This is a genomic window from Aquimarina longa SW024 (genome assembly GCF_001401755.1).
In the GTDB taxonomy this organism is placed as follows: Bacteria; Bacteroidota; Bacteroidia; order Flavobacteriales; family Flavobacteriaceae; genus Aquimarina; species Aquimarina longa.
The window spans coordinates 409,100-421,921 of sequence record NZ_KQ474100.1 but is presented as its reverse complement, the minus strand read 5'-3'; the positions used below and the strand labels follow the sequence as shown (position 1 = coordinate 421,921).

General features: G+C 29.6%; 10 protein-coding genes. 5 read left to right on the top strand and 5 right to left on the bottom strand.

Annotated elements, in window-relative coordinates; genetic code table 11:
- Nucleotides 1-4 precede the first annotated feature (4 nt).
- The 4 genes from N456_RS14355 to N456_RS14335 form a co-directional block, all read right to left on the bottom strand.
- A complete protein-coding gene (locus N456_RS14355; protein ID WP_062058573.1) occupies nt 5-1,444 on the bottom strand; it encodes a DUF3526 domain-containing protein in 1,440 nt (479 codons plus the stop codon).
- A gap of 5 nt (nt 1,445-1,449) precedes the next feature.
- Nucleotides 1,450-3,933 (bottom strand): TonB-dependent receptor domain-containing protein, encoded by a 2,484-nt coding sequence (locus N456_RS14350; RefSeq protein WP_062058570.1) that lies wholly within the window; start codon nt 3,931-3,933, stop codon nt 1,450-1,452.
- A 7-nt stretch (nt 3,934-3,940) separates the two neighbouring features.
- Nucleotides 3,941-4,636: an ABC transporter ATP-binding protein gene (locus N456_RS14345; protein WP_062058567.1), complete on the bottom strand. Its 696-nt coding sequence runs from the start codon at nt 4,634-4,636 to the stop codon at nt 3,941-3,943.
- Between the two features lie 931 nt (nt 4,637-5,567).
- Nucleotides 5,568-6,089 carry a hypothetical protein gene (locus tag N456_RS14335; protein ID WP_062058561.1) on the bottom strand — a complete coding sequence of 174 codons (522 nt, stop codon included), beginning with the start codon at nt 6,087-6,089 and terminating at the stop codon, nt 5,568-5,570.
- 229 nt (nt 6,090-6,318) lie between these two features.
- Here N456_RS14335 and ychF point away from each other — a divergent pair, with 229 nt between their 5' ends.
- Entirely contained in the window at nt 6,319-7,413 is a 1,095-nt protein-coding gene (gene ychF, locus N456_RS14330; protein ID WP_062058558.1) for a redox-regulated ATPase YchF, read from the top strand.
- A 130-nt stretch (nt 7,414-7,543) separates the two neighbouring features.
- The gene (locus tag N456_RS14325) at nt 7,544-8,440 is read left to right on the top strand and encodes a DMT family transporter (protein WP_062058555.1); all 897 of its coding nucleotides are present in this window, start codon (nt 7,544-7,546) and stop codon (nt 8,438-8,440) included.
- Between the two features lie 194 nt (nt 8,441-8,634).
- Here N456_RS14325 and N456_RS14320 read toward each other — a convergent pair whose 3' ends face one another.
- The gene (locus N456_RS14320) at nt 8,635-9,420 is read right to left on the bottom strand and encodes an alpha/beta fold hydrolase (RefSeq protein ID WP_082422538.1); all 786 of its coding nucleotides are present in this window, start codon (nt 9,418-9,420) and stop codon (nt 8,635-8,637) included.
- A 118-nt stretch (nt 9,421-9,538) separates the two neighbouring features.
- Here N456_RS14320 and N456_RS14315 point away from each other — a divergent pair, with 118 nt between their 5' ends.
- The 3 genes from N456_RS14315 (at nt 9,539) to N456_RS14305 (ending at nt 12,758) form a co-directional block, all read left to right on the top strand.
- Nucleotides 9,539-11,410, top strand: a complete 1,872-nt coding sequence (locus N456_RS14315; protein ID WP_062058552.1) for a M61 family metallopeptidase — start codon at nt 9,539-9,541, stop codon at nt 11,408-11,410.
- A 248-nt stretch (nt 11,411-11,658) separates the two neighbouring features.
- Nucleotides 11,659-12,225, top strand: a complete 567-nt coding sequence (locus N456_RS14310) for a Crp/Fnr family transcriptional regulator (RefSeq protein ID WP_062058549.1) — start codon at nt 11,659-11,661, stop codon at nt 12,223-12,225.
- A gap of 50 nt (nt 12,226-12,275) precedes the next feature.
- Nucleotides 12,276-12,758, top strand: coding sequence for a DoxX family protein (locus tag N456_RS14305; RefSeq protein WP_062058546.1), 483 nt, complete (start codon nt 12,276-12,278; stop codon nt 12,756-12,758).
- Nucleotides 12,759-12,822 lie beyond the last annotated feature (64 nt).

The following is a 12,822-nucleotide window of genomic DNA, read 5'->3' as shown; positions in this document are numbered from 1 at the left end:
AGTTTTATATGGCTTTTGCTTTTTTGGATAAACGGATCATTATTATTATGCTAAGAATACTCCAAAGTATTAAGGAAAAAATAGATAAGAACTCATTTTTAAGAATGGATCCTATGGATAAAAAATCATATTTAAAATCAGGAAATGCTTTCCAATGACTTTTATCGATACGATTAGGTTTGTCAGTTCTTTTATTAGGAATAAATTCCATTTGTAAGGTATTCATCTTTTGCGCCAATTGATAGCGATAACGCTCTGCCTGATGTTGAAAATCTATATATGAAGCAAAATCAGTTCCTGAGAAAGCCATAGAAATATGTTTTATTGCTGTATATGGATTAATTAAAGCAGAAAACCTTTCGATGGTATTTTGGTTTTTGTAAATGTTAAATAAATCTTTTTGATGTTTATTATAAATAGCCGAACTAATTTTTTCACTCTCATTCATAATAAACCCTCCATAGTTAAAAGGCAATTGATCTACAGATGTAACATTATTTGCTAGTAATACAGAGTCTCTGATTGTTTTATAATGAGCATCATCGGGATTATGGCTATCACCTTCCTTTATTAGATCATTCTCTACAATAGATTCAAATTCTATTTTTGAAGGAGTAGGGTAAAGGTAGTATCCTAAAGCTTGTAATGTTTTAGGAAGAATAATTATAAAAATGAGCCATATACCCAGTAGTTTTATTAAAGAATTTTTGGCAGTTGTACTTGTCGCAGAAACTAGTATCGTAATAATACTTAGAATTCCATAAAACAGTAAATAAGTAATGATAAGTATAAAGAATCTAAGCATTTCTGCAAATGTTATAGTATAGTTTTCTGTAGTACTTATAAACAACAGAGTAAGTACCATTACTGGGATAAAAAATAGCATTGAAAGAACGATTAGTCCAAGAGATTTTCCAAAAAGTATTTCATTCCAAGAAGCACCCTGAGTAATCATTATTTTTAAAGTACTATTCTCCCTTTCATTAGCGATAACTCCAAATCCTAAATAAAAAATAAGTAGAGGGAAAATAACTTTAAGTAACATTGCTAGGTTAATTTCCCCAAACCGAAGCAAGCCTGTAGATAGACTTGCTTCAGAAAAATTGATCGTATTTTGTTTATGAGCTTCTAAAAAAACAGCATTACCGATGTAGTTTTCCATTCCAAAATCAAACAAACTTAATTTATGTTTGAGTCGAAAAGCAAATGAGCCATAATGAGCCATACGATGTGGGTGTTTATCAGGATTACTCTCCCAACTGTGTCTTGCTTCTTCTTGATAAAAATTTCGAATACGGTTTTGATCTTTATAATTTTTCCATCCACTATATGCTGCGAATGTTATTAAAATAATAGCTAAAGTTAGAGTAACATGCAATACTTTAGATCTAAAAGCATTCTTCCATAACTGTTTAGCGATTATTATGATTACTGACTTCCTCATAGTTTTTAAAATTTATAAGTTGTTGTAAGCATTATGTTTCTTGGCGTACCAGGAAATAATCTTAAATAGTGTTGTGCTCCTATCCAATAGGTTTCGTCTAAAACATTATTGACATTAAGTGCTATTTGAAAATTTCTTTTCTTTGAAGGAGTATAATATAATGCAAGATCAAATATGGTGTAGGAAGGCACTGTAAAATCTCTAATAAACCAAGGAATTACTTCCTCTCGATGTTGCATTCCTAAGCCTACTCCTATATCTTTAAGAATAGATGTTGAATCAAAATCATATCTTGTCCAAATAGTACCGCTATGGATAGGAGTGTTTTCTTTTCGGGCATTATCTAGTTTTGGATCATTTGATTTTATAATTCTAGCATCAATATAACTATATGAAGCATTTAATTGCCAGTTAGGTAAAATATATCCGGCCAGTTCCATTTCAAAACCACGACTTCTTTCTTTACCTCTAGTAATGTACTTACCAATATCATCAGGATCTTCAACTAAGACATTTTTTTGGTTAATAGAGTATATAGATGTAGTTAGTTTAACTTTATCATTAAACAAATCAATTTTAGCACCGATTTCATACAGATCACTTTGTAAAGGATCTAATGAAGAACCTGCAGGAAGATAATATGCATTAGATACTAAATTAACAGTATTAGCATGTGGCTGATATCCTTCTAGATAAGTTCCATATACATTTATATCATCATTTATTGCGTATGTAATACCAGCCCTACCTATTAGTTCTGATTGAGATATTTTAGTTTCATTATTAGTGTCATAATTAGTAATATCATTGAACCATTCATTTCTTAATCCTAATAAAATAGATAACTTTTTCCACTTTAATTGTGTCTGTATGTATGCAGCCTGAGAAGTTGTTAAAGCGGATGCCAATGCAGTGTTTGAATAAATATAATTATCTATTTTCTTAATGGTATATGTCGGATTTTCTAAATCAAAATGATCAACATTTGGTTTAGGTATTTCTATACCATTTACAGTTATCATTTCGAATTCATCACTCTTTGCAGGGTCATATTTTCTAGAAGTAGTACCATCTTTTTTTACATAACCTCTAGCAGAGTTTAGCCCACCTCCTTTTAGTTTTTTCCATCTGTTTATGTCATAACCTATTAGAGTTTTGGTGTGTATATTACCTAGATCAATATCAAAATTTAGATAAGCATTTAGGTTATCAGTATTCCAGTTATGCTGTCTTATCCAAAATCGCATTGCTGCTAATGTAGAGACTTCGTTTCCATTTTTATCAACAGCAAATTTGTTTTCTGTTCGATGTTCTGCTAGATCCTCACTCCATGTTTGCTTCATGTAAGTGCCATTGAACGTAATTTTATCTGTAAATTTATGAGATAGATTTGTAATAAAAATGAATTCTCTATTTTTGAGATAATCATTCGTAGCATTAAGAGCCAAGCTTATAGGAGTACTTTTTAAATCAGTTTTACCTGCTACGGCACCAAAAATGGGTTGTCCTCTATCTAGTTTTGTATCAATAGAACTATAGATAAGCTCTGCATTAACAGCTGTTTTATCATTTGGGATATAAGAAAATGAAGGAGATATTAATAACGTTTTTTGTCCTTGCAAATCTCTGAAGCTTTTTCCTTCCTGATATGCTCCATTTACACGATACAACAAGGTTTTATCTTCGTTTAGAGGTCCTGTAAAATCTATTGTTGCTCTAGATGTACTATAACTCCCGACACTGAGGTTTACTTCATTTCGATTTATATGCAAAGGTTTTTTTGTAACCAAGTTAATACTACCACCAGGATCTACACTAGAGAAAGTCGCACTGGCAGGGCCTTTTACAACTTCTACTCGTTCGATATTACTTGTGATAGGTTGGGTAAAGAAATATTGGTGTGTACGCATTCCATTAATAATAGCACCCTCTTCATTTTGGTTTAAACCTCTAATAGAAAATTGATTATAAAAACTATTGGGGATTACACTACTAGCTGTTTTTATAGCATCTGATAATTGAAAAGCTTGCCTGTCGGCGATTGATTCTTTTGTAACAGAAGAAATAGATTGTGGTAGCTCTTTATTTGCGATAGCTATTTTTGTAGCCGAGAAAGAATAGTCGCTAGCATAATCTCGTTTGATACGACCTACGATTTCTATTGTTTGGAGTTGTTGTATATCTCCTTGTAATACTATAGTACCAAGATCATAACTTTTATTATCAAGGAAATCATACACTTTTGTAATAGGAATAAATCCAACAAAGCTTATTTTTATCTTATAGGTTCCTGTTTGTGGTACAATAAAATTGAATTGTCCTTCTTCATTAGAAATAATTCCACCATCTTTTTCTCCATTACTAAACGATATTGTAGCTCCTAGAATAGGAGTTTGTTTATGATCTGTAACCTTACCTTTAATATAGATTTGAGAAAAACTTTGTTGGAAAATGATGATGAATAAAATAATTAAAAATTCTTTTTTCATGGGGTCTTTATATAGTTTCTAAATACAATTGTTTTAATTGTTCGGCATTAATACCATTGGTTTGGATTTGCTGTACTAGCGCTCCTTCTTTCATAATTCCTATAGTAGTGCCTACATTTACAGCATTGAATATATCATGAGTAGCCATAAATATGGTTTTTCCTGTTAAGGCAAGTTTTTTACAGGTTTTAATAAATTCTGCTGTTGCTTTAGGATCTAAACCAGATGTTGGTTCATCCATAAAAATAACATCAGCATTTTTGGCTATTGCAATAGCAATACCTACTTTTTGCCGCATTCCTTTAGAATATGTAGACAATCGTTGATGATGTACTTTTTCTTGTAATCCAGCATTGGTTAAAAACTCAGATAACTGTTCTTTTGGATATTCTAATCCCGCTAAATGACTAAAGAAACCTAGATTTTCTACTCCTGATAAATTGTCATATAAATTAACCATCTCTGGGATATAGGCTGTTTTCTTCTTTAAGTAATTTTTATTACTTTTAATTTCTTTATTATCAATTAAAGCATTTCCACTATCGGCTTTAATAAACCCAAGAAATAGATTAATAGTAGTGGTTTTTCCTGCGCCATTTTGACCAAGAAGGCAATATATTTCACCACGTTTTACTTGAAAAGAAACATTGTTAAGCGCTTTTTTTTCATTATAGCTTTTTGTAAGGTTTATTGCTTTAAGCATTGTAAACTATTTTTATATTAGAGAATTGATGATACAGTGTGTTTAAGACGATGTCTTTTTATTATTTATATAATGTTTTGAAAATCATATAAATAAGTTTTTTATGTGTGATTATAGCTTAGTTTTAGGTCGTTATACCATGGTATGATATATAATAATCTAAGAAGTTTTTAAACTTTAAAAATAGTTGCAGTAGAGATTAAATTTCTTATTGAAAAAGAGTTTATTCCTGAAGGTTGGTTTAGAAATCATTTTTTCAAGAGCATACCTTATGAGCTTGCTACGAGATTATTGGTTTTCTTTTTAATGGAATGATTTTTTAAGAAATAAATTAATCTCTTTATTTATATTGTATATATCTGATGTATTCCATTAAGGAATAGATACATAAAATCGAATAGCAATAGTTGCTATACTACAAAAAATAAATAAAGAAAATTATACTAAGAAAGGAGGAGGTCTAGAGAGTAATTTGGTTCTATTAATATTTTTACTATAAATAAAGTTATAGCGATTTATTACATTTTTTTTAGTATAAAGCTCAACGTTACTTGTTATACAATTTTGAGCAATAATATCAATTGCAGGAGTGAAATTGGTAGTAGTAACAAGGTCACAAACCTCACAATGTTCAATACTACTGTTATCATGGGTTAATACATGCAAACTTACCACTTTCAAAGAAAGAAAGAAAACAATAAAAATATAAGATATATATATATTTAAACGACTTGTTAGCATAGAAAACAAACCTACTAAATTATATCAAAACACAATGTTAAGAACTTCTAAATTATTTAAAGACCTATAGGTATAATTGGTAAAAGGTCTAAACATTGTATCTTGATGTGTATTATTATTTTCTTAAATGACTGAAATCTGGTTGAGAAAGTAAAAATAATTCTCAGTATTTAAAAAACTTGTGTAGTAATTAATTAGCTTTATAAACTGTGGTCATGATTTGATCCATTTTAGAATCATACTTTTCTAATATAAAGTTTTTATCATCATCAAAATGACCTAAACAATTATCGTCATTTCCAAAGTTAACAATATAATACCCATTAGCTAATGCTCTAGCTTTTGCAGTTTTGTTATCGGATTTGCTTGATAAATTCATTATAAACCCTTTATCATCAGTAGTTTTGGTATAAGTTTTAATATCGGTAGAAGAGTGCGATTTTTGGACAGCTACTTCTTCATCTGTGTATTCTACTGATTGATTGGTTTTATTTTCATCATTAGGGTTGAGTTTTAATTTACTTTTTTTTGTAATAACTTCTTCCTTCTTAATAACTTTCTCTTCACCATTAGCTCCTTTAATACGAATAGTTTTAGTTACTGTTTCTTTTGATGAATTTCCTTCGGTTTTCACCTCTTCTGATTGAGAGTAGCTCATAGTAATGCTTACAAGCATAAATGGTACTAGTAGTAGATTGCTTAAATTTTTCATTATATTAATTGGTATTTAAAATTACTTGTACTTAAATCTACGAAAAAAAACAAAAACCAATAAGATTCCTTTTTTTTAACAATAAATAACATTTTTAAGAAAAAAAGTATTAAGGTATAATCTTATGAATCTGTATTTGCTTACTACACATGAATAACATTATATTTGCACTCTCAAAAATTGAGAATGAAATTTTAGAAATATCTCAATTATTATTAATACAAGCACCATGAAAGCAGGAATCGTAGGATTACCAAATGTTGGAAAATCAACATTATTTAATTGTTTATCTAATGCAAAAGCGCAAAGTGCTAACTTTCCATTTTGTACAATAGAACCTAATATAGGGGTTGTTAATGTGCCAGATCCAAGATTAGAGAAATTAGAAGAATTAGTAGACCCTGAGCGAGTAATTCCTGCAACAGTAGAAATTGTTGATATAGCAGGTTTAGTAAAAGGAGCTAGTAAAGGAGAAGGGCTTGGGAACCAGTTTTTAGGTAATATTAGGGAGACAGATGCTATTATACATGTTTTACGTTGTTTTGATAATGATAATATTGTACATGTAGATGGTTCTGTAAATCCTATTAGAGATAAAGAAACGATAGATATCGAATTACAACTAAAAGATCTAGAGAGTATCGACAAAAAGTTAGAAAAGGTAAAAAGAGCTGCTAGAACAGGTAATAAAGAAGCCCAAAAAGAAGAAGCAATATTATTACAACTTAAAGAAGGCTTAGAAGCGGGAGTTTCTGTTAGAGCAATTGATATTTCTGAAGACGATCATGAAGCATATGTTAAGCCGGCACAGTTTATAACAGATAAACCTGTTCTTTATGTATGTAATGTAGATGAAGACTCTGCTGTTAGCGGTAATGATTATGTACAAAAGGTAAAAGAAGCTGTAGCTTTAGAAAATGCAGAAGTGATTGTACTGGCAGTAGGAACAGAAGCAGATATTACAGAGCTGGATGATTATGAAGAACGACAGTTGTTTTTACAAGACATGGGGTTAGAAGAAGCAGGAGCATCAGTATTGATTCGTGCAGCATATAAATTACTAGATCAACAAACTTACTTTACCGCAGGAGAGAAAGAAGTAAGAGCGTGGACAGTAAATATTGGAGCAACAGCACCACAAGCAGCAGGAGTGATTCATACAGATTTTGAAAAAGGTTTTATACGAGCAGAAGTTATTAAATATGATGACTTTATTACATATGGTAGTGAATCTAAAACCAGAGAAGCAGGAAAATTGGGAGTAGAAGGTAAGTCGTATGTAGTACAAGATGGTGATATAATGCATTTCTTGTTTAATGTATAGTGAAGAACATCATAAGATTTTTTTAAAACCTTTCTAGAGAAGATTTCCTCAGAAAGGTTTTTTTATTGGGTATCGTAATTAAGGTATGTATAGAAGGTACTTTATAAATCAAGGCTTCTATTTTTGAAAAATGGAAAAAACTAAATTATCTTCATACGGAATTATATTGGCTATCACTGGTATTGTTTTATTTTCAGCAAAAGCAGTATTGGTTAAATTAGCCTATAGGTTCGATATAAGTTCAGAACATTTATTATTATTTAGAATGTTATTTTCATTGCCTGTATATAGTGTGCTAGCAGTTCTTAATAAACCTCTAAACAAAGAAAAAATTAAAAAAAATGATTATTTATGGATTTTCTTTTTCGGGTTTATTGGATATTATTTGGCAAGTTACTTTGATTTCCTTGGGTTACAATATATAAAGGCTGGGTTAGAACGGATCATTCTTTTTATATATCCAACATTGGTTATTATTATTTCAAAACTTTTTTTAAAAAAAGTAATAACAAATCAACAATTAGTAGCAATTCTAATCACTTATGTAGGTGTAGTTGTAACTTTTTGGGGAGAATTTCAGGTAGAAACTTCAAATATAGCTTTAGGTGTATTTTTAATTTTTTTAAGTGCTTTAACCTATGCTATTTATCTTGTAGGTAGTGGATGGTTGTTACCTAAATTTGGGGTTGTAGCATTTACATCATATGCAATGATAGTTTCATCAGGATGTATCATTATTCAGTATTTGATTTTTGATAGACAAGATATTATGGGATATCCACTAGAGTTGTATCTTATATGTATAGTAATGTCAATTTTTTCAACAATTATACCATCATATTTGGTTTCTGCTGCTATTTCAAAACTAGGAGCTTCTGATTTTTCAATTATCGCAAGCCTAGGACCTGTATCAACAATTATTTTAGCATATTTTTTCTTAGGAGAAAATCTATCTTTAACTCAGGGAGTTGGAGCTATAATAGTAATTTTTGGGGTATATATAGTTTCTAAAAAAAAGAAAAAATAATTTTCTATTAAATCAGAATGAACAATATTATTGTATAAAATATTTGTGTTACTTTGATATAGTATTTAGATAATATCATATTCTAATTCAGGTTATCTATGTCAAACAAAAAGATCCAAACAAATCAGTTACTCTTGGTTGAGCTAAGAGAAAGTAACAGAAGAGCTTTCCGGAAACTGTATACTAATTAATATCTAAATGATAATTGGCAAACTAGCCACAAACGATATTACATTTTTGAATACAATTTCAGGGCTTTCTTTATGAGGAGTGTGTCCAATATCAGATAACATTAGAGCGGTAGATTCTCCTGTTGTATTTTCTATGATAGAGTTAACCTGTTCTATTGTCCCATATTCATCTTTTTTACCTTGGATTATTAATGCAGGACACTTTATTTTTGGTAGACAATCCTCAATATTCCAAGATTTAAATGCTGGAGAAAGCCAAGTTTTTGCCCACATATTAAAAACAGCATCTGTTTTATTGCTATGATATTTTAATAACTTTTCTCTAAGGTTTGTGTTTTGATAGGCAAAAACAGCAGTTTTAATACCATTTAGCGTCTCTTCTTCCACAAATACGTGAGCTCCTTCTGTAATAATACCTATGATTTTTTCTGGAAATAAAGCTGCTGCTAATAATGCAATACTACCACCATCACTGTGACCAAATAAAATGACACTTTTTAGAGACAGTTGATCTATTATTTTACCTAAAACCAGTGCTTCTTTTTTTAAGTAATCAAGATCTCTTTCCGTACAAATAAAAGGATCTGATTTACCATACCCATTTCGATCATACGAAATGATATTACATGCTGTCTCAGAAGCTATTTTTTTAGGGAAATCTCTCCAAAGAGCAACACACCCTAATGAATCATGTAGAAAAATAATAGTTGTCTTTTCAGGAACCAATGCCTCTATATCATTAGAAAAATGTAATTGATGATTATCTATAATTAAACTTAAAATTATCATTTTATTATAAAAAGTTGTAAAAATAAGTCATAATATATCCAAATTGTATATTTTGCATCACTAAAGTTGGAATACTAGGTGTTTTAAGCCTAGTTGTAATAAAAGTTAATCAGATATAATGAAAAAAACATTAGCCAAGATTTCTATTGGTGTATTATTAATTGGTTGTGGAACTAAGAATTCTACAAATGATATAGCAACAAGCTTACCTATAGCAACAGCTATAGATTTAACACAAGTAAAAGATGATAAAATACCAGTAACAATAGATCCAGGTCGATTTGTTCAAGATACTGTAAAATATTATATCCCTAAAGTAGTTCAGGGTACTTATTCTGTAAGTGATTTTGGTAAATTTATAGATGATTTTAAAGCCTTTGACTATAAAGGTAATGAGTTGATTTCTAAAAAAGAAGGTGTTAATACATGGTTAATATCAAATGCAAAACAATTAGATAAAATAACGTATTTGGTAAATGATACGTATGATATAGAAAACATAGAAGTAAAAATCCCTTTCTCTCCATCAGGAACTAATATAGAACCTGATAATTATGTGTTAAATCTTCATGGGTTTATAGGGTACTTTGATGTGTTAAAAAATAATCAATACGCTTTGGAAGTAAAAGCTCCTACAACGATGAAAAGAACATCTGCGTTACAAAAAATTGGATCTGATGTAGATGGAACTGTAACCACAGATAAATATTTTGCCGCACGATATTTTGATATTACAGATAATCCTATGATGTATGGAAATCTAGATGTCGAAGAATTTATGGTTGGAGATATTAAAATTGTACTTAGTATTTATTCTCCAAATAAAGTTCATACAGCGGCTAAAATAAAGGAAACGGTTTTTAAAATGATGAAAGGTCAGAAAGCATACCTTGGAGATATTAATAGTACTCCTAGATATGATATATATCTGTATTTAGCACCAAGTACAGAGACTGCACCTACAGGATTTGGAGCTTTAGAGCATCATACTTCTACAGTAGTAGTATTGCCAGAACAAATGCCTGATGAAGCATTAGCATCTGCAATGATTGATGTAGTATCACATGAGTTTTTTCATATCGTAACACCATTAAGTGTACATTCTGAAGATGTACATTATTTTGATTATGATAAACCTACTTTTTCAAAACACTTATGGATGTATGAAGGAGTTACCGAGTATTTTGCAACACTATTTCAGGTTAACCAAGGATTGGTTGAGGAGCAAGATTTTTATGACAAAATAATGGGTAAAATTCAAAGCGCTAAAGGGTTTGATGATGCTATGAGTTTTACAGTAATGAGTGAGAATATATTAGAAGAACCGTATGCTTCTAATTATGTTAATGTATATGAAAAAGGAGCATTAATAGGGATGTGTATTGATATTTTGATGCGAGAAGAAAGTAATGGAAATCGTGGAATTTTATCCTTAATGAAAGAATTATCTTTAAAATATGGTAAAAACAAACCTTTTGAAGATGATACCATAATAGATGAGATTACTGCCATGACATATCCATCAGTAGGATCATTTTTAAAAACACACGTTATAGGTAAAACACCTATTAATTATGAAGATTTTTTTAAGAAAGTAGACCTTACAATAGTATCAGAGAATGTAGAAGCAAATTATATACAAAATTCTGGAGCTTTAATAATAGCTGGTAATCAACAAAAAGGAACTATCTTTTTTACAGAATTGGTGTCTGATAATAGTTTTTGGGCAAAAAATGGAGTAAAACCTAATGACGATATTGTAGAGGTTAATGGAACTAAACTAACATTGCAGAATGCTAATGATGTATTAGGAGCTACTTTTCAATGGAAAGAAGGAGATGATGTAGAGGTGAAATTAAATAGAGCAGGAGAAGAGATTGTTATAAAAACGAAAGTAACTAAAACATATACCAAAGGAAAAAAATTGAAGATAGTTGATACTCCTACTAAAAAACATACAACGCTTAGAGAAGCTTGGATTAAAGGGTAATTTATTATCTAACTAATAGAATATAAGTGAAAAAGAGTATCTGTAAATTTAGATACTCTTTTTTGTTTTAATCAAAACAAAAAATAATATTTCTAATAACTATCAATTAGTTGATTATAAAAATGACTTTATTATTTTTTAATCATAATAAGAAATGAAACCAAAAATTTTATTAGGATCACTAATAGATTTATAAATAAAGTGTTTGTTTGAAAAACAAGGATGAATTTTTGAAAATAAATATTATAATGAATCAAATAAGAAAATATTTTGAAGAATTTACTAAACTAAGCGACCAAGATTGGAAACTATTCTCTTCTAAACTAATAGAAGTTCACTATCCTAAAAAAACAGTTTTTACATACAAAGGAAAAATAGAAAATTATCTTTCTTTTATTGAAAAAGGATCAGTTAGGCTTTTTATACCTGAGGAGGATGAAGACCAAACGTTTGGATTTTGTTTTGAAAATCAATTTACAAGCGCTTATGATTCATTTATAACCCAAACATATAGTACCTATCAAATAGAAACATTGACCGATACAAAGCTTTGGAGATTAACATATAAAGATTTACAAGATATCTATAAGCAAACAAAAATTGGAAATGTAATAGGAAGAAAAATAGCAGAAAGCTTATTTATAATGAAATCTAAGAGAGAGCAATCATTACTTAATGACACTGCAGAAGAAAGGTACATGAAATTGTTTACAGAACAGCCTCATTTGATGAGAGAAATACCATTAAAATATCTGGCCTCGTATATAGGAATAACTCCCCAAGCTCTTAGTAGAATTAGGAAACGAATTTCTTAACTTAAATTCATTTTTTAGTAGTAAAGCTTTTCGATATTTGTAATAAAAAAATGAAACCACTTATTGTACTTATTATAACTTCAGTAATTTCATTGATCCTTATAAAAATAATTAATAGAGAATATGATTTTGCCCTTTCTGCACGTATTGGAATGTCTGTAATGTTACTTTTTACTGCCTTAGGACATTTCTTATATACAGATGGGATGACTATGATGATCCCTGATGTTATGCCTTTTAAAAGAGAAATCGTTTATTTTACTGCTATTATTGAAATTGTGGCAGCTATAGGTCTTCATATTTCTATAATCCGACCAATAACTGCATGGATTTTAATTGTATTCTTTTTGTTAATGCTACCAGCGAATATAAAAGCTTCGATAGAGCAAATAAACTATAAAACAGGTACTTATGACGGAAGTGGGTTACAATATTTATGGTTTAGAATTCCATTACAGTTAGTATTTATAGTTTGGGTATATGGTAGTTCTTTAAGGTTTTCAGTGAAAAATGAAATCGGTATGATTTTATAAATGAATTGGTTTTTATGGTTTCTGACTAAATAAGTTTTAATATATAAATCTAACAACATATAAA